28 protein-coding genes are annotated in these 25824 nt (G+C 55.4%); 22 read left to right on the top strand and 6 right to left on the bottom strand.

The annotated features are described in order from the left end of the window. Positions 1 to 23 precede the first annotated feature (23 nt). Positions 24 to 734: a Crp/Fnr family transcriptional regulator gene (locus QQJ87_RS02620; RefSeq protein ID WP_284279771.1), complete on the bottom strand. Its 711-nt coding sequence runs from the start codon at positions 732 to 734 to the stop codon at positions 24 to 26. Between the two features lie 120 nt (positions 735 to 854). Here QQJ87_RS02620 and QQJ87_RS02625 point away from each other — a divergent pair, with 120 nt between their 5' ends. Then, positions 855 to 1364: an Mpo1 family 2-hydroxy fatty acid dioxygenase gene (locus tag QQJ87_RS02625; RefSeq protein ID WP_284279773.1), complete on the top strand. Its 510-nt coding sequence runs from the start codon at positions 855 to 857 to the stop codon at positions 1362 to 1364. Positions 1365 to 1367: 3 nt separating this feature from the next. Here the strand turns inward: QQJ87_RS02625 and QQJ87_RS02630 are convergent, their stop codons facing one another. Further along, the gene (locus QQJ87_RS02630; protein ID WP_284279774.1) at positions 1368 to 1703 is read right to left on the bottom strand and encodes a DUF1840 domain-containing protein; all 336 of its coding nucleotides are present in this window, start codon (positions 1701 to 1703) and stop codon (positions 1368 to 1370) included. Between the two features lie 67 nt (positions 1704 to 1770). On the opposite strand from QQJ87_RS02630, the gene QQJ87_RS02635 reads away from it, so the two are divergent. The 5 genes from QQJ87_RS02635 (at position 1771) to QQJ87_RS02655 (ending at position 6207) form a co-directional block, all read left to right on the top strand. After that, complete coding sequence (locus QQJ87_RS02635; RefSeq protein WP_284279775.1) at positions 1771 to 2310, top strand: hypothetical protein; 540 nt, start codon at positions 1771 to 1773, stop codon at positions 2308 to 2310. Further along, entirely contained in the window at positions 2303 to 3580 is a 1278-nt protein-coding gene (locus QQJ87_RS02640) for an MFS transporter (protein WP_284279776.1), read from the top strand. Before QQJ87_RS02635 ends, QQJ87_RS02640 begins: the two co-directional genes overlap by 8 nt. 106 nt (positions 3581 to 3686) lie before the next feature. Further along, the gene (locus tag QQJ87_RS02645; protein WP_284279777.1) at positions 3687 to 4106 is read left to right on the top strand and encodes a rubrerythrin family protein; all 420 of its coding nucleotides are present in this window, start codon (positions 3687 to 3689) and stop codon (positions 4104 to 4106) included. Between the two features lie 114 nt (positions 4107 to 4220). Further along, entirely contained in the window at positions 4221 to 5603 is a 1383-nt protein-coding gene (locus tag QQJ87_RS02650; RefSeq protein WP_284279778.1) for a (Fe-S)-binding protein, read from the top strand. 19 nt (positions 5604 to 5622) lie between these two features. Then, the gene (locus QQJ87_RS02655; RefSeq protein ID WP_284279779.1) at positions 5623 to 6207 is read left to right on the top strand and encodes a DUF3501 family protein; all 585 of its coding nucleotides are present in this window, start codon (positions 5623 to 5625) and stop codon (positions 6205 to 6207) included. Positions 6208 to 6243: 36 nt separating this feature from the next. On the opposite strand, the gene QQJ87_RS02660 is transcribed toward QQJ87_RS02655, so the two are convergent. Both QQJ87_RS02660 and QQJ87_RS02665 read right to left on the bottom strand, forming a co-directional pair. Further along, positions 6244 to 7773, bottom strand: coding sequence for a YifB family Mg chelatase-like AAA ATPase (locus QQJ87_RS02660; RefSeq protein ID WP_284279780.1), 1530 nt, complete (start codon positions 7771 to 7773; stop codon positions 6244 to 6246). A 79-nt stretch (positions 7774 to 7852) separates the two neighbouring features. Continuing rightward, a complete protein-coding gene (locus QQJ87_RS02665) occupies positions 7853 to 8098 on the bottom strand; it encodes an accessory factor UbiK family protein (RefSeq protein WP_284279781.1) in 246 nt (81 codons plus the stop codon). Between the two features lie 208 nt (positions 8099 to 8306). Here QQJ87_RS02665 and QQJ87_RS02670 point away from each other — a divergent pair, with 208 nt between their 5' ends. From QQJ87_RS02670 to QQJ87_RS02735, 14 genes are all read left to right on the top strand, one after another. Then, the gene (locus QQJ87_RS02670) at positions 8307 to 9083 is read left to right on the top strand and encodes a TorF family putative porin (RefSeq protein ID WP_284279782.1); all 777 of its coding nucleotides are present in this window, start codon (positions 8307 to 8309) and stop codon (positions 9081 to 9083) included. A gap of 73 nt (positions 9084 to 9156) precedes the next feature. Then, positions 9157 to 9495, top strand: coding sequence for a P-II family nitrogen regulator (locus QQJ87_RS02675; RefSeq protein ID WP_284279783.1), 339 nt, complete (start codon positions 9157 to 9159; stop codon positions 9493 to 9495). Positions 9496 to 9517: 22 nt separating this feature from the next. Next, a complete protein-coding gene (locus QQJ87_RS02680) occupies positions 9518 to 10933 on the top strand; it encodes an ammonium transporter (protein ID WP_284279784.1) in 1416 nt (471 codons plus the stop codon). Between the two features lie 176 nt (positions 10934 to 11109). After that, a complete protein-coding gene (gene gshA, locus QQJ87_RS02685) occupies positions 11110 to 12399 on the top strand; it encodes a glutamate--cysteine ligase (RefSeq protein ID WP_284279785.1) in 1290 nt (429 codons plus the stop codon). After that, positions 12396 to 13367 (top strand): glutathione synthase, encoded by a 972-nt coding sequence (gshB, locus tag QQJ87_RS02690; protein WP_284279786.1) that lies wholly within the window; start codon positions 12396 to 12398, stop codon positions 13365 to 13367. Before gshA ends, gshB begins: the two co-directional genes overlap by 4 nt. Before the next feature lies 1 nt (position 13368). Then, positions 13369 to 13833, top strand: coding sequence for a PTS sugar transporter subunit IIA (locus QQJ87_RS02695; RefSeq protein ID WP_284279787.1), 465 nt, complete (start codon positions 13369 to 13371; stop codon positions 13831 to 13833). After that, the gene (locus QQJ87_RS02700) at positions 13802 to 14071 is read left to right on the top strand and encodes an HPr family phosphocarrier protein (protein ID WP_284279788.1); all 270 of its coding nucleotides are present in this window, start codon (positions 13802 to 13804) and stop codon (positions 14069 to 14071) included. The genes QQJ87_RS02695 and QQJ87_RS02700 overlap by 32 nt, the downstream gene beginning before the upstream one ends. Before the next feature lie 61 nt (positions 14072 to 14132). Next, positions 14133 to 15878 carry a phosphoenolpyruvate--protein phosphotransferase gene (ptsP, locus tag QQJ87_RS02705; RefSeq protein WP_284279789.1) on the top strand — a complete coding sequence of 582 codons (1746 nt, stop codon included), beginning with the start codon at positions 14133 to 14135 and terminating at the stop codon, positions 15876 to 15878. Between the two features lie 41 nt (positions 15879 to 15919). Beyond that, entirely contained in the window at positions 15920 to 17059 is a 1140-nt protein-coding gene (gene metX / locus QQJ87_RS02710) for a homoserine O-succinyltransferase MetX (RefSeq protein ID WP_431310065.1), read from the top strand. Continuing rightward, positions 17056 to 17685: a methionine biosynthesis protein MetW gene (gene metW, locus QQJ87_RS02715; protein WP_284279790.1), complete on the top strand. Its 630-nt coding sequence runs from the start codon at positions 17056 to 17058 to the stop codon at positions 17683 to 17685. The genes metX and metW overlap by 4 nt, the downstream gene beginning before the upstream one ends. 1 nt (position 17686) lies before the next feature. Beyond that, positions 17687 to 17998, top strand: a complete 312-nt coding sequence (locus tag QQJ87_RS02720) for a sodium/substrate symporter small subunit (protein WP_284279791.1) — start codon at positions 17687 to 17689, stop codon at positions 17996 to 17998. Next, positions 17958 to 21275 carry a fused isobutyryl-CoA mutase/GTPase IcmF gene (gene icmF, locus QQJ87_RS02725; protein ID WP_284279792.1) on the top strand — a complete coding sequence of 1106 codons (3318 nt, stop codon included), beginning with the start codon at positions 17958 to 17960 and terminating at the stop codon, positions 21273 to 21275. Before QQJ87_RS02720 ends, icmF begins: the two co-directional genes overlap by 41 nt. A gap of 20 nt (positions 21276 to 21295) precedes the next feature. Continuing rightward, positions 21296 to 21994 carry a VIT1/CCC1 transporter family protein gene (locus tag QQJ87_RS02730; RefSeq protein ID WP_284279793.1) on the top strand — a complete coding sequence of 233 codons (699 nt, stop codon included), beginning with the start codon at positions 21296 to 21298 and terminating at the stop codon, positions 21992 to 21994. A 78-nt stretch (positions 21995 to 22072) separates the two neighbouring features. Beyond that, a complete protein-coding gene (locus tag QQJ87_RS02735; protein ID WP_284279794.1) occupies positions 22073 to 22723 on the top strand; it encodes a cupin domain-containing protein in 651 nt (216 codons plus the stop codon). Between the two features lie 10 nt (positions 22724 to 22733). On the opposite strand, the gene QQJ87_RS02740 is transcribed toward QQJ87_RS02735, so the two are convergent. Then, the gene (locus tag QQJ87_RS02740) at positions 22734 to 23414 is read right to left on the bottom strand and encodes a GNAT family N-acetyltransferase (protein WP_284279795.1); all 681 of its coding nucleotides are present in this window, start codon (positions 23412 to 23414) and stop codon (positions 22734 to 22736) included. A 44-nt stretch (positions 23415 to 23458) separates the two neighbouring features. On the opposite strand from QQJ87_RS02740, the gene lipB reads away from it, so the two are divergent. Continuing rightward, entirely contained in the window at positions 23459 to 24100 is a 642-nt protein-coding gene (gene lipB, locus QQJ87_RS02745) for a lipoyl(octanoyl) transferase LipB (RefSeq protein WP_284279796.1), read from the top strand. 31 nt (positions 24101 to 24131) lie between these two features. Beyond that, positions 24132 to 25121: a lipoyl synthase gene (gene lipA / locus QQJ87_RS02750; RefSeq protein WP_284279797.1), complete on the top strand. Its 990-nt coding sequence runs from the start codon at positions 24132 to 24134 to the stop codon at positions 25119 to 25121. A gap of 14 nt (positions 25122 to 25135) precedes the next feature. Here lipA and QQJ87_RS02755 read toward each other — a convergent pair whose 3' ends face one another. After that, positions 25136 to 25732, bottom strand: a complete 597-nt coding sequence (locus QQJ87_RS02755; RefSeq protein ID WP_284279798.1) for a TetR/AcrR family transcriptional regulator — start codon at positions 25730 to 25732, stop codon at positions 25136 to 25138. Positions 25733 to 25824: the final 92 nt, after the last annotated feature.

The following is a 25824-nucleotide window of genomic DNA, read 5'->3' on the forward strand; positions in this document are numbered from 1 at the left end:
TGCACTCAACTTCGAAAATACAGTTACAACTGAGCTTTCTGTTTCAGGGTCTGCAGGTCGAGTATTTCAAGAGAACCCCGGCGGATTCCGATCAGGTTTTCATTCTCAAGTTCCTTGAGAATCTGGTTCACGGTCTGGCGTGAGATCGCCAATATGGAGGACAGCTTTTCCTGTGACACATTGACAGTGCGCGAACCCAATATGCCCGACTGCTCGCATCGAATGCCGTAACCCTCGGTCATTTGGACCAGGCGGCGTATCAATCGGATTGGCGTGGGCAGCAAGGCTGCGTCTTCAATCGCACCGAACATAAGCCTGATTTTTTGCGTCAACAGCAAACCGAATTCTCGCCAATAGTGGGGGTGCTGCGCAAACAGGGTGTCAAGGGTGTATTGACGAACATGCAACAGCGTTGCTGGCTCGTCTGCAATGGCGTCGTGGGTTCTGGGTTGTCGGTCAAACAGGCAAATTTCACCAAACCAGTCGGGGGGTTCGATCAGGGTCAATATGACCCGTTTGTCATCCACCCCCGATCGGGACGTGCCCACGATCTGAACGCAACCATTTAAGACGGCGTAAATGCCGTCGGCACAGTCGCCACGCGAGAACAAGCGCTGCCCCGATGGCAGCTGTCGCACCTGCCCCTGCTCGGCCAGCGCCGATTGCAAGGGCGCTGACAGGTTGGCATACCATTTACCGCGGCTTAGTGTGCGATGAATTTGGGAAGCTTGCATGTCTCGCTTTGTTGAGTGTGTTGGGTTTTCGATGACAATACGCATTAATGTCGCGTATTTGACAGATCAATTCAAGAATATTTGAGACGATGACCTTATTCCAAAGGAGACTTGTCCAACATGAAAACCCTGGTAGATCAGCTTAGCCAATACGCCGCATATCACCGTGATTCACGCAACATTGCCACGCATTTTGTAGGCATTCCGCTGATCGTATTGGCAGTGTTCGTGCTGCTGGCGCGGCCCCACTTTGTATTGTTTGGCCTGTCATTCACCCCTGCATTGCTGGTGTTCATCGCTTCCAGCATCTTTTACTTTCGCCTAAGCCTGGTCTACGGCCTGGCCATGTTCGCCATTCATGGCGTGTTGCTTAGCCTGGCCAATCACATTGCTGTACAAACCTTCCCGGTGTGGCTGTCCGTGGGTGTTGGCGTTTTTGTGCTGGGCTGGGTCATCCAGTTTGTGGGGCATTATTTCGAAGGACGAAAGCCCGCCTTCGTCGACGACCTCATCGGCCTTGCCGTGGGTCCGCTGTTTGTGGTGGCCGAGTTGGGCTTCATTGTTGGCTTGGGCAAGCAGATTGAGCGCGACATTGAAAGTCGCAGCGGCCCGGTGCGCCGTCAGTCCTGAGTTCTAGAACCCCCAATGCACGTCCACGTCCATCTTCTGGGCTTCTTCCAGCATCTTCAATAGCGGGTAAGCCCGTTGTTCAAGCGTGACGTGGTTGTGTTGCACCTCTCGTTCACGCGGGGTCAGGTCGTGGGGGTCGACTTCGTTTTCGTGGCTGCGGCTCATTTTGTCGCGGTTCACGGCGGCCACCAGTTTGGCGTGCGCCTCTGACAGGTCTTGGGGTTGAATCACACCCCGTTCACCCCTTTCTTTTCCGATGATTTTCAACAGCATGTCGGCGTGTTCGCCCAGCATGATGATTTCTGCTGCAGCCTTTGATCTGAATTTGACGATGCTCATGGTGTTTCCTTATGCATTACACTGAATGCGCTTAACAAGTCTTTATCTTATCAAGATTGTGGTCCCCATGAGAATTTACAAGTACGCCCTGTCCATCCTGTTGTTGTCTGTTGCGCTGGCAGCCTGTTCACCCAGTCACAATTGGCGAGAAATTACCAATCAGGAGGCGGGATACACCGCAACCTTCCCCGGCCGTGCAGCCGTGGTGACCCGATCCGTCAACATTCTCAATCTGGATGTGCCCCTGAGCATGCAGGCTGTAGCCGTGGAGGGCCTGTACTACGCGGTGGGCTACATTCCCTTGCAGGGTGGGCTTTCCGGCAAAGGGCCCGAGCTGATCGATGCGCTGGCACTGGCCATGGCCCACAACATCAATTCAGACAGCAGCGCGCTGACCAATGCCACCTACGCCGGTGTTTCTGCCCGTTATCTGGATATTTCGGGGGTGTCGACCAAAGGCCAGAAGCTCAAGGCCAGGGCCTTCTTTTTTGAACATACCGATCGGGTCTATGAGGTGTTTCTGATTGGCGGAGAAGATCAGTTCAACCCCGACATTGTCAGTCAGTGGTTCTCCGGTTTCAGTCTGTCCGGCGTTACGCATGGTTGAAAATCACCCCGACATACAGCGCGAACTGGGGCCTGACGGCGTAGAACACACCTACGTCGGCGGCACTCTGGCTTTCCGCATGTTTTTCATGTTTGCGGCCGCCTACATTTTGTCTTACGGGTTTCGGGTCATCAACGCTGTGATTGCCCAACCTTTGGTCGATGAACTGCATCTCAGTTCAACCCAGCTTGGTCTGCTTGCTTCGGCCTATTTTCTGGCCTTCGCCGTCATGCAACTGCCTCTGGGCGTGATGCTCGACCGATATGGGCCACGCCGCGTTGAATCCGCATTGATGGTGCTGGCCGCTGCCGGGGCCCTGATGTTTTCAATGTCGCACTCCTTCCTGAATCTCTGGTTGGCGCGTGCCTTGATCGGCATTGGGGCTTCAGCCTGTTTGATGGCAGCCGTGAAAGCGTACTCCCTGTATTTCAGGCCCCACATGCAGGCCTCATTGTCGTCGTGGATGTTGATGGCGGGCTCCGTGGGTGCGATCAGTGTTACCACGCCCGTGGAGGCCCTGTTGCCCACGCTGGGTTGGCGCGGCGTTTTTGCCGGCACTGCTGTGTTGTGTCTGGTGGCCTCCGCCCTGCTGTGGTTTGCCTTGCCGGCCCTGTTCAAACCGCAAAAGTCGCAAAGCCTGAGCGAGATGGTCAACGGCTACAAGGCGATCTTCAAACACCGCCACTTTTGGCGCATGGCGCCTTTGGCCACCATCAACCAGGGTGGTTTCATGGCTTTCAATGCACTGTGGATCGGCCCCTGGTTTACGCGTGTGGAAGGTTTGAGCAACCGGGCGGCAGCCCAGAACATGTTCTGGATTTCCGTGGTCCTGATGCTCGGCTACATGCTCGTGGGCGTGGCCACCCGCCGCATCTCAAAGGCGGGCGGCGATGAAGATCAAGTCATGCTGGTGGGCATGGGCATGTCCATGCTGCTGTTTCTTTGGCAGATCATTCACGGCCCTCAAGCTGGGCTGTGGGCGTGGCTGGCCAATGCGTTCTTCAGCGCGTCCAGCATCATGACTTATTCCATTTGCAACAAACCCTTTCCCAGGCATCTCACAGGCCGTTCCAGCACCGCCCTCAACTTGATGATTTTCGTGGGTGCCTTTGGCATTCAATGGGGCATTGGGGCGGGCATTGATCTGTTTTTGGCCGGTGGTTTTGACTATCAGGAGGCCATGCGTGCCACGCTGCTGGTGTTGCTGATTTGCCAGTTTGCAAGCTGGGTTTGGTTTGTCAGGCCCGGCCGTCAAACCAGTCATTTGTGATAGGTCATGCCTATTGCTTAAATATGCATCATTTATTTGACTTCAAATCTCATCGTCCTACAATCAAAGTTCCTTAGTTTGACCAAACGCATTTGGAGGCAATCAAATGGAATTGAAAGGATCAAGAACAGAAGAAAATCTGAAGGCAGCATTTGCCGGTGAGTCTCAGGCAAACCGCCGCTATCTTTATTTCGCAGCCAAGGCTGACGTTGAGGGTTACAACGACGTGGCTGCCGTGTTCCGATCAACTGCCGAAGGCGAAACTGGTCATGCCCACGGGCACCTCGAGTACCTGGAGCAGTGCGGCGACCCCGCCACAGGCATGAAATTCGGTGCCACGGCCGACAACCTGAAGTCAGCCATTGCCGGTGAAACCCACGAGTACACCGACATGTACCCCGGCATGGCCAAAACTGCTCGTGACGAAGGCTTTGATGAAATTGCCGACTGGTTCGAAACTTTGGCCAAGGCTGAACGTTCCCACGCCAACAAGTTCCAGCGCACGCTGGACACCATGGACGCTTGAGGATTGTTCACGTGCACTTGCACGGCGGCTGTTTGAGTTGAGATAGCCCAGTCAAAAGCCGCCAGAGCACGACGCTTTGGCGGCTTTTTTCACAATAAAAAAGGAGGTTTGTGAATGGCCATTGCAGGTACGGTGACGGAAGGCAACCTGGAGGCGCCAACGCGCCATCCGATCGACTGGAAAAACCCTGACTTTTACGACGAGAAAAAGTGCTTCGATGAAATGGAGCGCATTTTCGACATCTGCCACGGATGCAGGCGGTGCGTCAGCCTGTGCGGGTCATTTCCCACCCTGTTTGACCTGGTGGATGAAAGCCCCACCATGGAACTTGATGGCGTAGAGAAAGAAAAATACTGGGACGTGGTTGACCAATGTTACCTGTGCGACATGTGCTACATGAGTAAATGCCCGTATACCCCACCCCACGAATTCAATCTGGATTTTCCGCACACCATGTTGCGGGCCAAGGCGATCAAATTCAAAAATGGGGGCGCATCGTTTCGCGACAAAATGCTGTCCAGCACGGACGCCGTGGGCAGTTTTGCCGGCATTCCCATCGTAACCCAAGCGGTGAATGCCATCAATTCAACAGCGGCCATGCGTTCCACGCTGGACAGCACTTTGGGTGTCGACAAAACAGCCTGGATTCCAGCCTATGCACCCAAAAAATTCAGATCCATTGAAAAAGCCAGCCGCGCCGATCGCGCTGTCGCACCCGCGAATGTCATCGACGGTGAGCGAACACCCGGCAAGGTGGTGATCTTTTCCACCTGCTACGTGAATTACAACGAACCCGGTATCGGCCAAGACCTGGTCAAAATTCTGCAGCACAACGACATCCCCTATGTGATTGCTGAAAAAGAGGCCTGTTGCGGCATGCCCAAGCTTGAATTGGGTGATCTGGATTCGGTGGCCAAGCTGGCCAGCAAAAATATTCCGGTTCTGGCGCGGCTGGCCCGCGAGGGTTACGCCATCTTGACCGCCATTCCCTCTTGCACACTCATGTTCAAGCAGGAATTGCCACTGATGTTCCCGGACGATGCCGACGTGCAGGCGGTCAAGGCCGCCATGTGGGACCCGTTTCAATATTTTGTTGCGCGCAACAAGGACGGATTATTGAAGGCGGAATTTCCGAAGGCCTTGGGCAATGTCAGTTATCACGTGCCTTGTCATGGCCGTGTCCAGAACGTGGGCAAGAAAACCGAAGAAATGCTGAAAATGATCCCAGACACCACGGTCAACACCGTGGAACGCTGTTCGGGTCATTCAGGCACTTGGGGCGTCAAAAAGGAATTTCACGCCATGGCCATGAAAATCGGCAAACCGGTGTTCAAGCAAATGGCCGCCAAAGCGCCCGATTACATCAGTTCCGATTGCCAACTGGCCGGGCATCACATCGCGCAGGGCATTGCCGAGCTTGGCGAACAGGCCAAGCTTGAAAAAACACCCGAGATGGCCCATCCCTTGACCTTGTTAAGAATTGCATACGGACTTTAAGCAGCAGGAGTGTTTGAATATGCCAGCCATTACCCTCGACAGTTTGTTAAGCCTGGAAAAATATTCCAAAGAACGTCAGGCGTGGAAAGACAAGCTGATTCCCCACAAGCGCGCCAGAACTGTGCATGTGGGCGACCATGTCACCCTGATTTTTGAAGACGAGCTGACCATTCGTTATCAGATTCAGGAAATGCTTCGCATCGAAAAGACCTTTGAGGAGACCGGCATTCGTGACGAGCTGGACGCCTACAACCCTCTGGTGCCCGATGGCAACAATTTCAAGGCCACCATGATGATTGAGTACGGCGACCCTGAAGAACGCGCACTGGCCCTGCGCAAGTTGATCGGTGTTGAGGACCGTGTGTGGGTTCGTGCAGATGGTTTTGACAAGGTGTTTGCCATCGCAGACGAGGATCTGGACCGCGAAAACGCCGAAAAAACCTCGGCGGTTCATTTTTTACGCTTTGAATTGACGCCAGCCATGATTGCTGCGTTGAAATCGGGCGCAGCACTGGCGGTGGGCGTTGACCACGCCAATTACCGTTTCGAGCTGCCTGAAGTGGCGCCTGAAACGCAGGCTGCGCTGGTCAAAGACCTTCAATAAGCGGGTTTGCACTGTTTTGGTGCGGTTCGTTTGCTGTCAGGCCACTCCGTGAAGCGATTTGCGGTATTGAATGGCGGTGGCCAAGTGCCTTCGCTGAATGTCGGTGCACTCGTCCAGATCGGCAAGCGTGCGAGCCACCCTGCTGATCCGGTGCAGCGCCCTACTCGACAGATGATGCTTGTGGGCGAATTGCAGCAACAATCGTTCGCCTTCCGAATCACTTCGGCAATGCTGCTGCACCTGCCCCGCGGTCAATTCGCCATTCAGGCAGCCTTGGCGGTCCAGTTGCACTTTCCGAGTTTTTTCCACGCGTAGTTTCAGGCCACGCGAGCTTCCTTCGCCCTGTGGATCTGGCTTGCCCTGGATCAGCAACTCGGGGGCGATCGGGTGTACTTCCACCGAAATATCAAGCCTGTCGGCCAGCGGGCCTGACAGTTTGCCTTGATAACGTCGAATTTGTTCGGGCGTGCAGCGGCAGTTTTTTTCGGGGTGCCCCAACCAGCCGCAGGGGCAGGGGTTGTGCGCACAAATCCACAGAAAACGGGAAGGAAACGTGGCCTGATGGCCCGCGCGGGACACGTTGATTCGACCCGTTTCAAGTGGCTCACGCAGCGACTCCAGGCTGCGCCGGTCGAACTCCAGAACCTCGTCGGTGAACAACACACCCTGATGCGCCAAGGTAATTTCACCCGGCATTGGTGGATTTCCACCGCCAATCAGTGCCATGAATGAGCTTCCGGCGTGCGGATTTCGAAATGGGCGGTTCAATGACAATGCATTGCCCTCCCCCTTCAGGCTGCGTATGGCGGCCACGTCGAGCGCGTCGTCGAAGGGCAATGGGGGCAATATGGTGCCCAAACGGCGTGCCAGCATGGACTTTCCGCTACCCGGGCTGCCCACCAACCTCACATGGTGTTGACCTGCAGCGGCCACCAGCAAGGCGTGCTTGGCTGCATCGTGACCCGTGACCTCCGCAAAATCCACTGGGTCATCCACTGCTTTGGGTGATGGTGTGTGCCTTGCCGCTTCCAGGGGTTCACCGTGACCCACCAGGTGCGCCGCGGCATCAAACAGGGTGGGGGTGCCATACATTTCGAGGTCCGGCACGCCTTGGCTGTGCGGTAGATCACAGGCGGGCAGCATGAATTTCAGGGCGGGGTGTCGCTGGCTTTCTCGCCGCGCGGCCACTGCCAGCGCAAAAGGACTGCGGGTGCCTTTCAAAGCCCCCGACAGGCTGAGTTCTCCTGCAAACAGCCAGTCATCCAAAGACGCATTTTTAAGTTGACCCGATGCGCTGGCGATGCCCAACGCGATGGCCAGGTCAAACACCGCTGTGCCTTTGGGCAAATCAGCGGGCGCCAGGTTGACTGTGATTCGCTGGCTTGGAAACTCAAAGCCTGAATTGATCAGCGCTGACCGGACACGTTCTTTGGATTCACGAATCTCGGTGTCAGCCAGGCCCACAATCGCGAACGAGGGGAGCCCGGCAGACAGATGCACTTCAATTTGAACCGGTATCGGCTTGACCCCTTGAAAGGTCAGGCTGTGCAGTGTGGCAAGTGGCATGATGTGTGTGGCGAAGGCAAACCCTGTTGTTTACCCCAGTGCGCCACAATCCACCAATGCCTCGCTGCATGGGGTGATGCTAGGTGGGGGTGCTACCTGTTTTGCCTTCCAGCTCGGCGACGCGCGCTTCCAGCGCTTTCACCCGTTCCCGAAGTCGATTGAGAATTTCTTTTTGAACCTCAAAATCGTCCAGGCTGACGAAATTCAATTCCTGAAGGGTTTGGCGCATCAATTGGGCAACCGGGTTTTCAAGATTTTCAAGGCCGCGTGCCTTGAGAAACCCGCCAACGCGTGCCTGTAGCTGATCTATGGGCGAATTGTTCAATGTCGAGCTCTCCTGAAATCACTTGATGCACCGCAATGGTGCAAAAACTTGGTGCGTATTCTTTAAAACCGGTAATAGAGCGGTCTATTTTGCCTGAAATCACGTGTTTGCGCGCTTTTAAAGCAGTTCTTAATGCTTGGCACACTTCTCGCTTATGCCCCTTTGCCATAAAAAATACACGGCATTCATCTAATTTTAGGAGAGTGAAATGAGAAAAACCGCAATCGCCAAAGCTGTAGTACTGGCTGCTGCATTTGGAGCAATGTCTTCTGCAATGGCTGTTGAAGTAACAGCCAACGCCAACCTGACCACAGACTACAAGTTCCGTGGTATTTCCCAAACCAACCGTGGTGCTGCGTTCCAGGGTGGATTCGACGCTGATTTCGGCAACGGATTTTACTTGGGTAACTGGAACTCAAACGTAAACTTTGCCGGCACAGGTCCTGTGACTAGCAGCGGCAGCAATGGATTGGAAACCGACATTTACGGTGGATACCGCGGTGAGTTTAAAGGAGTTGGTTACGATCTGGGCGGTTTGTATTATTACTATGAGCGTGCAACAACGGACACCAACGGCAAAAAGCTGAATACGTTCGAACTGTACGGCAAAGCCTCTTATATGAATGCTTACGCCAAAGTGTCATATGCAGCTTCCGAGAATTACTTTGGTCTGATTTCTTCAACCGGAACCAAGCCAGACCTGCGCGGATCTCTCTATTACGATCTGGGCTATACCTACCCCGTGACTGATAAGTTTAGCCTTACTGGCCATTACGGTCACACCACTTACGACAAGTCCATTGCCAACGGTTTTGCCGCAGGTACAAACAAAAGTTATGACGACTACAGCTTGACGGGTGCTTACACTGTCGGCAAATACACATTCAGCTTGGCTTACGTGGATACGAACAGCAAGGCTCAAGACTTGTTTGGCAAAACACTGACCAAGGGCACATTGATTGCCACAGTCGGTACAACGTTCTAAATCGGGTTTGCACAGCGCTTCCGAAGAGGGGCGCTGTTTAACCCTCTTCGATTCAAACTTTCAGGAGAGCGTAATGAAGCTAATCTCAGCAGTCATTAAGCCTTTTAAGCTGGATGAAGTCCGTGAAGCGCTGTCTGCAATTGGCGTTCAGGGCATCACAGTGACCGAGGTTAAAGGTTTTGGCCGCCAAAAGGGCCACACCGAACTTTATCGTGGTGCAGAGTACGTTGTTGACTTTCTGCCCAAGGTAAAAATTGAAGCCGCCGTAGACGACACGTTGGTCGATCAGGCCTGCGAAGCCATTGAGGCAGCAGCCAAGACCGGCAAGATCGGCGATGGCAAAATTTTTGTGTTTGACCTGCTCAGCGTGACCCGGATTCGCACCGGTGAAACTGGCAAAGACGCACTCTAACCAGAAAGATGGTGAGGAAATCATGAGAAAACTTCTATCAATTTGGCTTGCAGCTGCGGCAATCGGCCTAAGCGCTGCCGCCCCCGCCGTGTTTGCTGACGACGCAGCACCGGCTGCTACAGTGGCTGCTCCTGCTGCTGCTGCGCCTGCTGCAGCCCCTGCCGCCGCGCCTGAGGCTGCAGCACCTGCAGCAACACCCAAGCAAACCGTGGACAAAGGCGACACCACCTGGATGATGGTTGCCACCATCCTGGTGATTTTGATGACCATTCCCGGTCTGGCCCTGTTCTACGGTGGTCTGGTTCGTTCCAAAAACATGTTGTCCGTGCTGATGCAGGTGTTCTCTGTGTTCTGCATGATCATCGTGCTGTGGGGCATCTACGGTTACAGTGCTGCCTTCGGCGGTGGTGACAGCCTGTTCATGGGTAACTTCAGCAAGGTGTTCATGCATGGCATTACGCCAGCATCGCTGTCTGCAACCTTCACACCTGGTGTGATGATCCCCGAATACGTGTTCGTGATCTTCCAGTCGACCTTTGCAGCGATTACCTGCGGCTTGATCGTGGGTTCATTTGCCGAGCGCGTGAAGTTCTCTGCGGTCATGCTGTTCTGTGCCCTGTGGTTCACCTTCGCCTACGTGCCTATCGCACACATGGTGTGGGACTCTGCCGGTTACATGTTCAAGCAGGGCGCGATTGACTTTGCTGGTGGTACCGTTGTTCACATCAACGCCGCTGTTGCTGGCTTGGTGGGTGCTTACATGATCGGCAAGCGTGTTGGTTTCGGCAAGGAAGCGATGCCTCCGCACAGCCTGACCCTGACCATGGTTGGCGCATCACTGTTGTGGGTGGGTTGGTTCGGTTTCAACGCCGGTTCAAACCTGGAAGCCAACGGCACAGCCGGTCTGGCCATGATCAACACACTGTACGCCACTGCAGCCGCTACGCTGTCATGGTCTATCGCTGAAGGCCTGCACAAAGGCAAAGCCTCCATGTTGGGCGCTGCTTCAGGTGCTGTGGCTGGTCTGGTTGCGATTACTCCTGCCTGCGGTACGATCGGCCCAATGGGAGCGATTGTGCTTGGTCTGATGGCTGGTGTGATCTGCCTGTGGGGTGTGAACGGCCTGAAGCGCATGCTGGGTGCTGACGACGCGCTGGACGTGTTCGGTGTACACGGTGTGGGCGGTATTTTGGGCGCGCTGATGACTGGTGTATTGACTGCACCATCATTGGGCGGTACAGGTGCACCTGACTTTGTGATTGCACACCAATTGTTTGTGCAAGCCAAAGGCGTTCTGGTCACCCTGGTGTGGTCAGGTGTTGTGTCTGTCATCTCCTACAAGCTGGTTGATCTGGTAGTTGGTCTGCGTGTTTCTGAAGAAGAAGAGCGCGAAGGCCTGGACATCAGCTCACACGGCGAGCAGGCTTACACCAAGTAAATCCCTGCGATTTGCTGTGTAAATATTCCGGACTAACCGGAAGCAAAAAGCACCTTCGGGTGCTTTTTGCATTGGTGACGATAGGGGTTTGTCCTTCTGGTCAAAGTTCGGCGCGTTTCCTTGCGCTGTGCTGATTTCGATTACACTAGCGTTAGTGTTTTAAATCAGGAAGTTTGATGGTCCCTCATCTTGTAACCGCATTGAATGGCCCCCTGCTGGATCTTGAAAAGCGCATGCTGGACAAAACCACCGAGATTGAGCGCTGGTTTCGCCTGGCTTGGGCAGAAAGCACCCCACCGTTTTACAGTTCGGTGGATGTCAGAAATGCGGGGTTCAAGCTGGCACCTGTGGACACCAACCTGTTTCCTGGTGGCTTCAACAACCTGGCCCCCGAGATGATGCCTCTGGCCATCCAGGCGGCCATGAGCGCTGTTGAAAAAATCTGCCCTGATGCAAAAAGCATGGTGCTGATTCCAGAGCGACACACCCGCAACACGTTCTACCTGACCAACGTGGCTCGATTGGCCTCCATCCTGAAACAGACCGGGCTCAACGTCCGTTTGGGCTCTGTGTCCGATGAAATTACTGAGCCGACCCGCTTCGAATTGCCGGATGGACAATCCCTCTTGCTGGAGCCCTTGGTGCGTCGTGGCAATCGCGTGGGTGTGGAGGGCCTGGACCCTTGCGCCGTGTTGCTGAACAACGACCTGTCTGCGGGCGTGCCGCCCATTCTGCAAAATCTGGATGGGCAGGTGCTGTTACCGCCTTTGCACGCAGGCTGGGCCACTCGTCGCAAAAGCGCCCACTTTGCGGCCTACAATCGCGTGGTCGACAGTTTTGCCCAGATGCTGGAGATCGACCCTTGGTTGATCAACCCTTACTTCGCCCATCGAAATCAATTGAATTTCCATGAGCGCGTGGGTGAAGAGGATTTGGCGGCCGCCGTGGACGAGGTGTTGGGCAAAACGCGTGAGAAATACGCGCAATATGGCATCAGCGAGCAACCTTATGTGGTGGTAAAAGCCGACGCGGGCACTTATGGCATGGGCATCATGACCGTGAAGGACGCCTCCGAGGTGGTGGGTCTGAATCGCAAGCAGCGCAACAAGATGTCCGTTGTCAAGGAAGGATTGCAGGTGTCTGACGTCATCATTCAGGAAGGCGTGCACACCTTTGAGAGCATCGACGACGCCGTGGCCGAACCCGTGGTGTACATGATCGATCGCTATGTGGTGGGTGGCTTTTACCGGGTGCACACGGGTCGTGGGCGCGATGAAAACCTGAACGCCCCGGGCATGCACTTTGTACCGCTGGCCTTTGAGTCACCCTGCAACACCCCGGATTGCAGCGACAGGCCCGACGCCGCGGTCAACCGGTTTTATGCCTATGGCGTCATTGCACGATTGGCTGCACTGGCGGCTTCTCATGAACTGGAAACCGTGCCCAATGTGGAGCTGGCTGCATGAGTACACAGTCGTTTGTGTGCGTCATTGACCCACTCAAAAGCCTGAACCCGAAAAAGGACTCGTCGATCGCCATGATGGAATCGGCGCAATCCCGCGCCTGGAAAGTCGGCGTCATTGAAGACGGTGGTCTCTGGTGGTCGCTTGATCAAGGCGTGTGCGCAACCGTGATCTGGATTCACGTCGATCGCAGTCAAAAGCCCTGGTACTCCGAACTGGGTCGTGAAGAAGTCAAGCTGAAAGACCTCAGTGCGATCATCATGCGCAAGGATCCACCCTTCACTGCCGAGTTTGTGGCGTCCACCTGGTTGCTCGAGCAGGCTGAGCGCGAAGGTGCTCGCGTATTCAACAAACCCAGCGCCATTCGCGATCACAACGAAAAATTCACCATTGCGCAATTCTCCCGTTTTGTGGTGCCCACCCTGGTGTCTCGCAACCCGGGCCAGTTGCGCGAATTTGTTGAACACTACCCCGATGCAATCGTCAAGCCACTGGATGGCATGGGTGGGTCTTCCATTTTCCGCCTGAAAAAGGGCGATCAGAACATTGGCGTTATTCTTGAAACCTTGACCGATCACGGCAGTCGAACCGCCATGATCCAGCGTTACATTCCTGAAATTGTGGACGGTGACAAGCGCATTTTGCTGATCGACGGTCAACCCGTGCCTTACGCCTTGGCACGCCTTCCCAAAGAGGGCGAGCATCGGGGTAACCTGGCCGCCGGTGGTACGGGTCGTGCCCAGCCATTGAGCCCCACTGATCTTGAAATTGCCCACGCCATTGGGCCTGTGGTTCAATCCCGAGGTTTGATGCTGGTCGGCCTGGATGTCATTGGCAACAACCTGACCGAAGTGAATGTAACCAGCCCGACCTGTTTCCGTGAAATCATGGACCAGACCGGCTTTCCGGTGGCTGACACCTTTGTCAAAGCCATTGAGAAGGCAGTCGGTCGCGTGCCCGGGGTTGTTTGACATGTTGGGGCTGGTGCTGGTCATGCATGAAACACTGGCCGACGCCATGCTGGATTGCATTCGACATGTCATGGGCAGCGTTCCCGAGGGTTTGGTTGCCGTCAACGTGCCTGCGGCTGAAGACGTTGAACACACTGTGGCGCGCGTGCGTGAACAGGCGTTGAAGGTGAACTCGGGCAGTGGTGTGGTGTTTCTGACCGATCTGTTTGGGGCTACACCCTCCAATGCCGCTGTTCGCGCGGGTTCCGAGTTGACCGAAGTTTCCACTGTGCTGGTGTCCGGCGTGAATTTGCCGATGCTGGTGCGCGCGTTGGGTTTTCGCGAACTTTCCGTGTCGCAGGTGGCTGAACGCTTGGTGATGGGCGGTCGAAATGGCATAGTGAGCACTGGTGCGACGGCACCGCAACGACAAACCTTTAACCCGGCAGAAAGCGATGATTCAGCAAGAAATCAGCATCAGCAATAAATTGGGTTTGCATGCTCGGGCTTCGGTCAAGCTGACGCAAACTGCAAGCCGCTTCCAGTCTGAAATCTGGATTTCCAAGGCTGGCCGCAAGGTCAATGCCAAAAGCATTATGGGTGTAATGATGCTGGCCGCAGGCAAGGGCCACACCGTAACCCTTGAAGCTGAAGGTGCTGATGAGCAGGACGCAGTGGCCGCGCTGATCGAGCTGATCGAAAACAAATTCGGCGAAGGCGAATAGGCCCTCGCCCCAAAAAGACAAGAAGGCCTGAAAAGGCCCCTCAGACAAGGAGCATTCAAGAATGACGCTTGCCTTGCATGGCATCGCTGTGTCCCGCGGAATCGCGCTTAGCCGGGCGCTGGTCTGGGACAGTGCACTCAAGGACGTGCCTCGAAACCGCATCGACAAAAAGTCGGTCCGCTTCGAGAAAAAGCGTTTTGACAATGCAGTCAATCGAGTCACTTCTGAGCTCGGCGAGTTGCGTGCCAACCTCACCACCGAGTCGCCTGCAGAATTTGATGCGCTACTCAATTTGCACCGTCTTATTCTTGAAGACCCCATTCTCAGCGAAGAGCCCAAGGCACTGATTCAGAGCAAACTGATCAACGCCGAATGGGCGCTGCTGGAGCAAATGGAGGTGTTGCTTGAACAGTTTTCCAGCATTGAAGACGAGTATTTTCGTGAGCGCAATGCCGACGTGCGACAGGTGGTGGAGCGGGTCTTGAAGTCGCTGCGGGGTCATGCCACCTCGCTGCCATTGCCCCCAGAGGGCGATTCGGAAGACCCCTGGCTGATCGTGGCCCACGACATCTCACCGGCGGACATGGTTCAATTGAAGGGTCGCAGGGTGGGTGCTTTTGTCACGGAAGTGGGGGGCTCCACTTCCCACACGGCAATTGTGGCCCGCAGCCTCGGTATTCCGGCGGTGGTGGGTATTCCGCGTGCCTTGGAGTATGTACACAACGGTGACCTGGTGGTGGTGGATGGCAAGGTGGGCGCCATTTTCCTGGACCCCACTCAATCCGTCATTGATGAATACCAGCGCAAGCAAGCCATTCTGACTCTGTCGCGCCAGCGTCTGAAGCGCCTCAAAAATTCTGAGGCCAAAACCCAGTGCGGGCGACGCATTGAATTGATGGCGAACATTGAATTGCCCGAGGACGTGTCCAGTGTGGTGGACGTTGGGGCCGATGGCGTCGGCTTGTTCCGATCCGAGTTTCTGTTCATGAATCGCAAGGAATGGCCGTCGGAAGACGAGCAGTTTGAGGCCTATCGCAAAGTCATCAAGGCCATGAAAGGCAAGCCGGTGACCGTGCGTACGCTGGATTTGGGGGCAGACAAAACCCTTCAGTTCGACAGTGCCAACAGTCCGCCTGCGTCCAGCAATTCTGCGTTGGGTTTGAGGTCAATCCGCTTCAGCCTGTCTGAACCTGCCATCTTTCTGACTCAGATTCGCGCCCTGCTGCGCGCCTCCAAATACGGGCCTGTCAAGGTTTTGTTGCCAATGCTGACCAACCTTCAGGAAACGCAGCAGGCACTGACTTACATCGACATGGCGCGTGAACAACTGCTCGAACGACGGTTCCAACTGGGTGAGCCCGTGCCAGTGGGAGGCATGGTGGAAGTGCCGGCTGTGGCGCTCAGCATGCCCTATTTTTTGAAATACCTGGATTTCGTATCCATCGGCACCAATGACCTGATTCAATATGTGCTGGCGGTTGATCGGGTCGATCATCAGGTGGCGCATTTGTACGATCCGCTTCACCCAGCCATACTTCGACTGGTGTATGAGGTGATTCAGGCCGCCAACAAGGCGCAGGCCTCCGTCAGCGTGTGTGGCGAAATGGCGGGCGACATTCGTCTGACCCGTCTGTTGCTTGGCATGGGTTTGACACAGTATTCCATGCATCCAGCCCAGCTGCTGGACGTCAAGGAGCTGCTGCTTAAAACCGATTTCGACGCCACCCAGAAACTGGTCAAACGCATCGTTCGGGGCTTCGATCCCGACAAAATTGAACAGGTGATGCGTGAACTCCTTGAAGAGTAATTATACTGTTGGCCTGATTCCCGCTTTGAAGTCGCATTTCCATGGTGTCTGATCCGCATTCTGTCGGTTTTGTTGAACCCGTGTTGCATTCCTTTGAGGAAGCAATCACGCTGGACTGCGGTCGCGTGTTGCCACGCTACGATCTGATGGTGGAAACCTATGGCAAGCTGAATGCCGACAAAAGCAATGCGGTGCTGGTGTGTCACGCGCTGAACGCGTCTCACCACGTGGCGGGCCACTACGCCGGACAAGAGAAGAGCGCGGGCTGGTGGGACAACCTCGTTGGCCCGGGCAAGCCTCTGGACACCAATCGGTTTTTCGTCATCGGGGTGAACAACCTGGGATCCTGTTTCGGTTCCACAGGGCCCAGCTCCATCAATCCGGAAACGGGCAAACCCTTTGGCGCCAGCTTCCCGATTGTGACGGTCAACGACTGGGTGCAAACCCAAGCCCGTTTGGCCGACCGGCTCGGCATTCAAAAATTTGCGGCAGTCATTGGCGGCAGCCTTGGCGGCATGCAGGCGCTTCAATGGAGCCTGAGCTTTCCGGATCGTGTAGGCCATTGCATGGTGGTTGCTTCTACGCCCAAATTGTCCGCACAAAACATCGCTTTCAACGAAGTGGCGCGTCAGGCCATTGTCACTGACCCCGATTTTCATGGTGGCGACTACTACGCCCATGGCGTGGTTCCCAAGCGGGGTTTACGACTGGCCCGCATGATTGGCCACATCACTTACCTGTCGGGCGATGACATGGCCGAAAAGTTCGGCCGAACCCTGCAGGGTGACAATTACAAATATGATTTGGGCGGAGACTTCCAGGTGGAGTCCTACCTGCAGTACCAGGGTGACAAATTTGCCGATTACTTTGACGCCAACACCTATGTGCTGATTACCAAGGCACTCGATTACTTCGACCCTGCACGCCACCACGGCGGCAACCTGAAAGCAGCGCTTGCAATCGCCAAAGCCCGGTTTTTGCTGGTGTCGTTCACAACAGACTGGCGTTTTGCACCGGAACGAACCCGAGAAATTGTTGAAGCCTTGATGGCCAACCAGCGCGATGTCACTTACGCTGAAATTGACGCGCCGCACGGACATGATGCATTTTTGCTGACGGATGCCCGCTATCACAATGTGTTGCGCAGCTACTTTGACCGCATTGCGCAGGAGCTGTCATGAGAAACCTGCAGACCGTTCGAGTCGATCAAACGCCCTTGCCCATCACAGTGCCACGTGCCGATCTGGATCTGATTGAATCGTGGATTCCTGAAGGCGCGCGGGTACTCGACCTGGGCTGTGGCGACGGTGCTTTTCTGGCCCGTCTGCAGCAAACCCGCAAGGCCACTGGCTACGGGGTTGAAATTGACGATGTCAAAGTGCACGCCTGCGTACGCAATGGCGTGAACGTGATCCAGCAAGACCTGGAGGCGGGACTGGCGATGTTTGAGGACCATGCGTTTGATGTGGTCATTCTGTCTCAAACCCTTCAGGCCATGCACAACACCGAGCGCATTTTGCGAGAGATCGCACGTGTTGGCAAAGAAGGCATTGTCTCTTTCCCCAATTTTGGCCATTGGTATCACATCTGGTCCATCGCCTTGGGTCGCATGCCCGTGTCCAAACAAATGCCTTACGAGTGGTACAACACGCCCAACATTCACCTGTGTACGGTGAAAGACTTCGAGGCACTTGTCACTCAAACCGGTTTCCAAATCACCGGCAAGGTGCTTTTTTTAAACGGGCAGCCTGTACAGTGGCTGGGTGCTTTGCGAAGCACCTTGGCTGTCTACCGGTTCAGGCCCTGAAATGAAGACGCCGCACCACACCAGTTCGGAGTACTGGGCTCGGGTGCGACGTTTGACATTTCGTCTGTTGTCCATTTGGATTGCGCTGATTCTGGGCGTGGTTCTGGTTCCCCCCTTTTTCAAGTTCACGCTGTTTGGCGTGCCCCTGACTTACGGTCTCATTTCAAGTGTCTTGCTCCTCTCCTTCCTTTTGTTGGTGATTGTTTTTGCAAGAGGAATGGATCAGTTAGAATCAAATAACAACAATCAAAAAGCAGTACACGAGGAGACCCATGAAGATCAGTCAAAAGGAGGTGAGCAATCACCTTCGTGAAAAGACCACCACCCCAATCCGATTTGTAACCGGTTCATCCCTTTTTGACGGCCATGACGCGGCCATTAACATGATTCGCCGCTTGTTGCAGGCACAGGGTGCCGAGGTGGTTCATCTGGGGCACAACCGGTCCGTTCAGGAACTGGTTGACGCCGCCATTCAAGAAGACGCAGATGGCTTGGCGGTCAGCTCCTACCAAGGCGGTCACAACGAGTTTTTCAAGTACATGGTTGATGAATTGCGCGCCCGTGATGCCGGACACATTCAGGTGTTTGGCGGCGGTGGTGGCGTGATTCTGCCCTCCGAAATACAAGCCTTGCAGGCCTATGGCGTCAACCGCATCTACAGCCCCCAGGATGGTCAGAAAATGGGTCTGGAAGGCATGATTGGTGACATGATCGCCCGGGCCGCCCACGCACGTGACCAGCGGGAAGCTGCGATGTGCCCCACGGATGCGGATGCACTTGCCGCGCTGGATTGGCGTGGGTTGACCCGTCTGATCACTGCCATTGAGGGGGGCAAACTGCCTGATTCTGCCTTGGCCATGATTCGCCACGCAGCCAGTCAAAGCGTGGTGCCCGTGTTGGGCATTACCGGCACAGGCGGGGCAGGCAAGTCCAGTTTGACCGATGAATTGATTCGACGCTTGCGCATGGATCACGACGATGAAATGCGCATTGCTGTGGTGTGTGTGGACCCCTCCCGTCGCAAGACGGGCGGCGCGCTGCTGGGTGACCGGATTCGCATGAATGCCATCGGCCCCTGGTCCAAGGGTGCGCGCGTCCTTATGCGGTCTCTGGCCACCCGCGATTCAGCACAGGAAGTGCCTGAAAACCTGCCCGACGTGATTGCCTTGTGCAAGGCGAGCCAGTTTGACATGGTGATTGTTGAAACCCCGGGTATTGGTCAGGGTGACGCCGCCATCGTGCCGCACGTGGATTTCAGTCTCTATGTGATGACCCCCGAGTACGGTGCAGCCAGCCAGTTGGAAAAGATCGACATGCTCGATTTTGCAGACTTGGTGGCGGTGAACAAATTCGACCGCAAGGGCGCGCTGGACGCACTTCGGGATGTCCGAAAGCAGGTTCAGCGCAATCGCATTGCATTCAATGAGTCGCCAGATTCCATGCCCGTGTTTGGTACGCTGGCCAGTCGGTTCAACGACGACGGGGTCAGCGCCCTCTACGAGGCGCTGCGGGGTTTGGTTGCAGGCAAAGTGGCGCAGTCGCTTAACGCCTGGGCGCACCCTCTGGGGCTGTTTAAGGGCATTCAAACCCGCCATTCCACCACCCTGCACATGGTGGTTCCAGCCGAGCGTAGCCGTTATTTGGCTGACATTGCGCAGGCCGTTCGCCAATACAAATTGGGCGTTCAAAAGGCGGTGGCCGCCATGTACGACCTGGAATGCCTGCAACGCGCGCGTAGCCTTCTGGAGAAAGCCAATCCGGACAAAACCAAAGCAGTCGAGGCTTTGGGGGATTTGGTCGATGGCAGCTTGAGCCAATTGCCACGAAATGCCGAAGAGGCCTTGAAGGCCTACGATCAACTGGCCAGCAGTTACCAGGGCGATGTGCTGCGTTACGAGGTGCGGGGCAAAACCCTGGAGGCCCCATTGGTCAGCACCACGCTCAGCGGCAACCCGATTCGCCGCATCAGTCTGCCTCGTTTCACCAGCCGTGCTGACCTTTTGCGATTTGTCATGCTGGAAAACCTGCCCGGTTATTTTCCGTTTACTGCTGGCGTATTTCCGCTGAAACGCGACAATGAAGACCCGACCCGAATGTTTGCGGGCGAGGGTGATCCAGCGCGAACCAACCGACGCTTCAAGCTGCTGTCAGCGCAAAGCGAGGCCAAGCGACTTTCAACGGCATTTGATTCGGTCACGCTGTATGGTTTCGACCCTGACTTGCGCCCCGACATCTACGGCAAGGTGGGCACCAGTGGCGTGTCTGTGGCCACGCTGGACGACATGAAAACCCTGTACGACGGGTTTGACCTGTGCGCACCTTCCACCAGCGTGTCCATGACCATCAATGGCCCGGCACCCACCATTCTGGCCATGTTCATGAACACCGCGATCGATCAGCAGTTGGTGCGTTTTGAGGCGGAACACAAGCGCAAGCCTACTGAGGAAGAATACGCACGCATCAAGGCGGACACCCTGAAGGCCGTGCGCGGCACGGTTCAGGCAGACATCCTGAAAGAAGACCAAGGCCAAAACACCTGCATTTTCTCGACCGAGTTCAGCCTGCGGGTGATGGGGGATATTCAGCAGTATTTCATCGACCATCACGTGCGTAACTTCTACAGTGTGTCCATCAGTGGCTATCACATTGCCGAAGCGGGTGCGAATCCCATTTCACAACTGGCGTTTACACTCAGCAATGGATTCACCTTTGTGGAGGCCTATCTGGCCCGGGGCATGCACATCGACGATTTTGCGCCCAACCTGAGCTTTTTCTTCAGCAACGGCATGGACCCGGAATACACCGTGCTTGGCCGCGTGGCCAGACGCATCTGGGCGGTGGCCATGCGCGAGAAATACGGCGCCAGCGAACGCAGCCAAAAGTTGAAGTACCACATTCAGACCAGCGGCCGCAGCCTGCATGCGCAGGAAATTTCATTCAATGACATTCGCACCACCCTGCAGGCTCTGATTGCCATCTACGACCACTGCAACAGCTTGCACACCAACGCCTATGACGAGGCGGTGACCACGCCCACTGAAGAAAGCGTGCGTCGTGCCCTGGCCATTCAGTTGATCATCAACCGCGAATGGGGATTGGCCAAAAATGAAAACCCAAACCAGGGCTCGTTTGTCATCGACGAATTGACAGAGCTGGTGGAAGAGGCCGTACTCACCGAACTGGAGCGCATCAGTGAGCGCGGCGGTGTGCTGGGTGCCATGGAAACGGGTTATCAGCGCAGCAAGATTCAGGAAGAATCCATGCACTATGAGATCCTGAAGCACGATGGCACCTTGCCGGTGATCGGGGTGAACACCTTTACGTCGCCCAACGGGCAAGACAACACCACCGATTCACTGGAATTGGCGCGGGCCACCGAGGACGAAAAGCAGTCACAGCTTCAACGGCTGGCTGAATTTCAGCAGCGGCATGCGCAGCAGTCTGGCCCCATGCTGGAGCGCCTCAAACGCGCTGCCATGGAGGGCGAAAACGTGTTTGCTGTCCTGATGGACGCGGTTCGTGTATGCTCTTTGGGTCAAATTACACAGGCCCTGTTCGAGGTGGGTGGTCAATACCGCCGTTCCATGTAAGGGTGTTTTCCGGGCAGTTCATGAGAAGACGACATCACGAAAATCACCGTGTGCACCGAATCGGCTGGCTTCGGGCCGCGGTGCTGGGTGCCAACGATGGCATTGTGTCCACAGCCAGCTTGATGGTCGGGGTGGCTGCGTCGGGTACATCACTCGCCAATGTTTTGCTTTCCGGCGTGGCGGGTCTTGTGGCCGGTGCCATGTCCATGGCGGCTGGCGAATACGTGTCGGTCAGTTCACAATCGGACACCGAACAGGCGGACCTGGCCAAAGAGCGCAAGGAGCTTGAAGAGCACCCGGAGCATGAGCATCAGGAACTTACCCACATCTACATGAATCGGGGTCTGGATGAAAACCTGGCCAGCCAGGTGGCCACCCAGATGATGGCCCACGACGCCCTTGGCGCGCATTTGCGCGATGAACTCGGCATCACCGACGTGGCATCGGCGCAGCCAGTGCAGGCGGCTTTCACCTCTGCGCTCACATTTTCTGCGGGGGCTTTTCTGCCCATCCTGCTGGCCATCCTTGCACCGGGTAATTCCGCGCAATGGGTGGTCAGTGTGGGTTCGCTGGTCGGGCTGATCGTGCTGGGGGTCTTGTCAGCCAATGCGGGTGGTGCGCCGGTGGGTCGATCTACGTTTCGCGTTGCCTTTTGGGGCGCTGCCGCCATGGCGTTGACTGCCTTGATCGGCCATTTGTTCGGTGTGGCCGGAGCCTGATTTTTTTCCAGGTCGGGTTGTATGCTTTCAGATTGGTCCCAGCGTTAAAATCCGTGTTGTTTGTTAAAAAGTGTCAAAATGCAGTTGAATCAGGATTATTCCCAACGAGTCGTCATCGAAGCGGATGCAGTGCCTTGGGTGCCTTCACCCAGTGCCGGTGTGCATCGCAAAATGCTCGAGCGCAAGGGCGAGGAGTTGGCCAAGGCCACGTCCATCGTTCGTTACGATCCTGGTTGCGAATTTCCTTTGCACCAACACCCTGGCGGTGAAGAAATCGTGGTGCTGGAGGGTGTGTTTGAAGATGAGCATGCCCAATACCCTGCCGGGTCCTATCTCAAAAACCCGGTGGGTAGTGCGCATGCACCGCGCTCGGCGGGTGGGTGTCTGATCTTCGTGAAGCTGATGTACATGCAGCCTGACGATTCACTTCAGGTTGTTCGAAGCCTCAATGACGACCTGTGGCATCCTGGTCACAGCAGCGGCTCTTCTGTCATGGTGCTGTCGGCTTTCAAGGACGAATACTCGGTGTTTGTCAGGCTTGATCCCCATGCCGGCTTTACCTTCAACGCCAGGCCCAACGGCAAGGAAGTGCTGGTTCTAGGGGGCAGCTATTCAGACGACTGCGGTGAATACACCCAGTACACCTGGATCCGCAGCCCCCGCAATCAGAGCCAAATCAAGGCCGGGCCGCAAGGGTGCACCCTTTTCTTCAAAACCGGTCATTTCTAGAAAGCCCGTGTTACAGCTCGTCTGCCCAGCGTTTGAACTGGTTGAGCTGTGCCTTGAACATCAGGTCAAAGTCGGCCAGATGTTCATCCAGATACTCCCGAATTTTTGAGGTAGTGCTGGCCGGGTTGACCTGAAGGTAGGCCTCGGTCTCACCCCCAGCATTGCTGATCTGCATGTTCAGTTTCTGGGCGATTCGACGCATGGGCTGGTTCTCCAGCAGCGTGTGGATGAACAACAGCTCAACGCCTTCATTGCGGGCTCTTTTCAAAGCCCGTTGAAAAAGCAGTGTACCCAGTCCGTGCCCACGGGCTTGCGCCAGCAGCGATATGCCCAATTCAGCCGCTTTCGGGCAGTCCTCTCCCTCTTCGCAGGGCGTGCCGTCTGGTTTCTGATTCAGTACCCCCAGGTGCACAACGCCCAGCAGTTCCGATTCACGGCCAAAAATGCCGAACATGGAGTCTGTCGAGAAATCGATGCCGTCCAGATATTTCGCAATGCCAGAATCGCTGAGGGAATGACTGAATCTCAAACGTCGATCCTCAGGGCTGAGTGCAAGCAAATGTGCAAGAATGAGAGGGCGATGTGAGTCATCCAGTTCAACGATCGGGATCTTTGACAAGCCGAGCAGCGAGGCCATGGAACGGCCCAGGCCCGCAGGAATGTCAAACCATTCGTAGGATTCGTTGGACATGTTTGCACCACTCGTTTTGTAACAGGTTGAACACAGACGACATCATGAACATACAACACTTGGGCCGTGCCGACTACTTGCAGGTGTTTCAGGCCATGCGCAATTTTACCGAGAGCCGCACCGATGAAACCGAGGATGAACTCTGGGTGGTTGAGCACAATCCGGTTTTTACGCTGGGTTTGGCGGGAGATCCTGCGCATTTGCTCAACGCCGGTGACATCCCCTTGGTGCAGTCGGACCGGGGCGGCCAGATCACCTACCATGGCCCAGGCCAGATTGTGCTGTACCCCCTGATCAACCTGCATCGTCATGGCTTGCGTGTGCGTGAATATGTGCACTTGCTGGAGCAAGTGATCATCGACACACTGGACGAAGTGGGTGTGGCCGGCGCGCAACGCAAACCGGGTGCACCTGGAGTTTACATTCCGGGCGGCGGTGAGCTGGCCAAAATAGCGGCGCTGGGCATCAAGGTGCGCAAGGGCTGTACCTATCATGGCCTGTCTTTGAATGTGGACATGGATCTTTCACCGTTTTTGCAAATCAACCCATGTGGATATCGCGGACTTGAAACGGTGGACATTGCCAGCACAGGTGTTAAAATTTCATTTAATGAAATGCAAACGCACCTTGTGAAAAATCTGGTTTGCCAACTTGAAGCCGCGCGATCCGCCGCAAACCCGCAATAAGCCTTGTACCCCAAGGCAAGGAGTCTGTTCCGTGTCCAGCCAAGATACCAAGCCCGTCGTTGCCCGTGAAGTGAATGATGTGGCCGATCCCACCGTCAAACAGAAGGCCGCTGCCAAAACGGCGCGCATTCCAATCAAGATCGTGCCTGCCGAACAACTGAAAAAGCCAAGTTGGATTCGGGTCAAGGCAGGCTCGCCGTCCACACGTTTTTATGAAATCAAGGAAATTCTTCGCGAACACAAGCTGCACACGGTGTGCGAAGAGGCCTCGTGCCCCAACATCGGGGAATGTTTTGGCAAGGGCACAGCCACCTTCATGATCATGGGTGACAAGTGCACGCGCCGTTGTCCGTTTTGCGACGTGGGTCATGGTCGGCCCGATCCGCTGGATGTGAACGAGCCCCTGAACCTTGCAAAAACCATTGCTGCTTTGCGGCTGACTTACGTGGTGATTACCTCGGTGGATCGGGATGATTTGCGCGACGGCGGTGCCGGTCATTTTGTGGATTGCATTCAGAAAACCCGAGAACTTTCACCCAATACCCGCATTGAAATTCTGGTACCCGATTTTCGGGGGCGCCTGGATCGGGCCATCGGAATTTTGAATGCCGCCCCTCCGGACGTGATGAACCACAATCTGGAAACCGTGCCCCGTTTGTACAAAGAAGCACGCCCCGGGTCAGACTATCACCACTCCTTGAAGCTTCTGAAAGATTTCAAGACCTCACATCCGGATGTACCCACCAAAAGCGGAATCATGGTCGGTTTGGGTGAAACCGATGAGGAAATTCTTCAAACCATGCAAGACCTGCGTGATCACGATGTGGACATGCTGACCATCGGCCAGTATCTGGCACCGTCTGGGCATCACTTGCCCGTGCGCCGCTATGTACACCCTGACACTTTCAGGGTGTTTGAAGAAAAAGCCTATGAAATGGGCTTTACCCACGCGGCTGTCGGGGCTTTGGTTCGATCCAGCTACCACGCGGACCAGCAAGCACACGGCGCGGGTGTGGTGTAAAGCACGTCGCTGGCTTACAGCACTGCTTTCACCACACGGTCCATTTCATCCATGGCTTGCTCACGGCTGACCATGCCGTCGCGCACCATTTGACGCAACCCCCAAAAGGCGATGATCAGCATCCACACCAGGCTGCGTGCGGAGGTTTCTTCCATCTCATAGGTTTTCTGGAACAGGGGTACCCAGAGGCTTAAAATCAGTTCACGAATGCGCATGCGGAGTTTTTCCAGCGCTTCGGATCCGTAATTCATGCCCGCGATCAGCTGCCAAAGTGCGTCACCCCTGCCTTGCGGTAGGTCGAGTGACACCATGCCTGCGGCGCGCACTGCGTCGCGAATGTTGCCCTGATGACCCATGATTGCAGCTTGAGACATCATCATGGTTTCCATGAAAATGTGGCGGGCGGTTTCAACCAAGAGCCCATCCAGGTTGGGAAAATGCTGATACACCAATTGCCGACTGACTTTGGCGTGATCGGCCAGCGCACTCATGTTGAGTACGGCCCATCCTTTGCCTTCTACCAAATCGGCTGCCTGTTCAATCAACTGCTTTTTTCGGGCGTCCTTGTCCAGGTAATGGCGTTTTCCCGACTTTCTGATTGCTTCGGTCATTGTTGTCTATTTGTTGGTCCAAACCGGATTGTGACACATTCAAGCAGATTTGTAGGGCTGGGGATAGCCCCCCCAAAATAGTAAATTGACAC

Origin of the sequence: Limnobacter litoralis (assembly GCF_030160455.1) — a bacterium.
Lineage (GTDB): Bacteria > Pseudomonadota > Gammaproteobacteria > Burkholderiales > Burkholderiaceae_B > Limnobacter > Limnobacter litoralis.

What these genes read in the sequence shown, in the direction of transcription:
- QQJ87_RS02630 (WP_284279774.1), bottom strand. Translation starts at nt 1,703, where the DNA reads ATGAGCATCGTCAAATTCAGATCAAAGGCTGCAGCAGAAATCATCATG.
- gshB (WP_284279786.1), top strand. Translation starts at nt 12,396, where the DNA reads ATGAGTACACAGTCGTTTGTGTGCGTCATTGACCCACTCAAAAGCCTG.
- metW (WP_284279790.1), top strand. Translation starts at nt 17,056, where the DNA reads ATGAGAAACCTGCAGACCGTTCGAGTCGATCAAACGCCCTTGCCCATC.
- QQJ87_RS02620 (WP_284279771.1), bottom strand. Translation starts at nt 734, where the DNA reads ATGCAAGCTTCCCAAATTCATCGCACACTAAGCCGCGGTAAATGGTAT.
- metX (WP_431310065.1), top strand. Translation starts at nt 15,920, where the DNA reads ATGGTGTCTGATCCGCATTCTGTCGGTTTTGTTGAACCCGTGTTGCAT.
- QQJ87_RS02720 (WP_284279791.1), top strand. Translation starts at nt 17,687, where the DNA reads ATGAAGACGCCGCACCACACCAGTTCGGAGTACTGGGCTCGGGTGCGA.
- QQJ87_RS02730 (WP_284279793.1), top strand. Translation starts at nt 21,296, where the DNA reads ATGAGAAGACGACATCACGAAAATCACCGTGTGCACCGAATCGGCTGG.
- lipB (WP_284279796.1), top strand. Translation starts at nt 23,459, where the DNA reads ATGAACATACAACACTTGGGCCGTGCCGACTACTTGCAGGTGTTTCAG.
- QQJ87_RS02640 (WP_284279776.1), top strand. Translation starts at nt 2,303, where the DNA reads ATGGTTGAAAATCACCCCGACATACAGCGCGAACTGGGGCCTGACGGC.
- QQJ87_RS02625 (WP_284279773.1), top strand. Translation starts at nt 855, where the DNA reads ATGAAAACCCTGGTAGATCAGCTTAGCCAATACGCCGCATATCACCGT.
- QQJ87_RS02650 (WP_284279778.1), top strand. Translation starts at nt 4,221, where the DNA reads ATGGCCATTGCAGGTACGGTGACGGAAGGCAACCTGGAGGCGCCAACG.
- icmF (WP_284279792.1), top strand. Translation starts at nt 17,958, where the DNA reads ATGAAGATCAGTCAAAAGGAGGTGAGCAATCACCTTCGTGAAAAGACC.
- QQJ87_RS02670 (WP_284279782.1), top strand. Translation starts at nt 8,307, where the DNA reads ATGAGAAAAACCGCAATCGCCAAAGCTGTAGTACTGGCTGCTGCATTT.
- QQJ87_RS02695 (WP_284279787.1), top strand. Translation starts at nt 13,369, where the DNA reads ATGTTGGGGCTGGTGCTGGTCATGCATGAAACACTGGCCGACGCCATG.
- QQJ87_RS02755 (WP_284279798.1), bottom strand. Translation starts at nt 25,732, where the DNA reads ATGACCGAAGCAATCAGAAAGTCGGGAAAACGCCATTACCTGGACAAG.
- QQJ87_RS02680 (WP_284279784.1), top strand. Translation starts at nt 9,518, where the DNA reads ATGAGAAAACTTCTATCAATTTGGCTTGCAGCTGCGGCAATCGGCCTA.
- QQJ87_RS02645 (WP_284279777.1), top strand. Translation starts at nt 3,687, where the DNA reads ATGGAATTGAAAGGATCAAGAACAGAAGAAAATCTGAAGGCAGCATTT.
- QQJ87_RS02735 (WP_284279794.1), top strand. Translation starts at nt 22,073, where the DNA reads ATGCAGTTGAATCAGGATTATTCCCAACGAGTCGTCATCGAAGCGGAT.
- ptsP (WP_284279789.1), top strand. Translation starts at nt 14,133, where the DNA reads ATGACGCTTGCCTTGCATGGCATCGCTGTGTCCCGCGGAATCGCGCTT.
- QQJ87_RS02655 (WP_284279779.1), top strand. Translation starts at nt 5,623, where the DNA reads ATGCCAGCCATTACCCTCGACAGTTTGTTAAGCCTGGAAAAATATTCC.
- QQJ87_RS02700 (WP_284279788.1), top strand. Translation starts at nt 13,802, where the DNA reads ATGATTCAGCAAGAAATCAGCATCAGCAATAAATTGGGTTTGCATGCT.
- QQJ87_RS02635 (WP_284279775.1), top strand. Translation starts at nt 1,771, where the DNA reads ATGAGAATTTACAAGTACGCCCTGTCCATCCTGTTGTTGTCTGTTGCG.
- QQJ87_RS02660 (WP_284279780.1), bottom strand. Translation starts at nt 7,773, where the DNA reads ATGCCACTTGCCACACTGCACAGCCTGACCTTTCAAGGGGTCAAGCCG.
- QQJ87_RS02740 (WP_284279795.1), bottom strand. Translation starts at nt 23,414, where the DNA reads ATGTCCAACGAATCCTACGAATGGTTTGACATTCCTGCGGGCCTGGGC.
- QQJ87_RS02675 (WP_284279783.1), top strand. Translation starts at nt 9,157, where the DNA reads ATGAAGCTAATCTCAGCAGTCATTAAGCCTTTTAAGCTGGATGAAGTC.
- gshA (WP_284279785.1), top strand. Translation starts at nt 11,110, where the DNA reads ATGGTCCCTCATCTTGTAACCGCATTGAATGGCCCCCTGCTGGATCTT.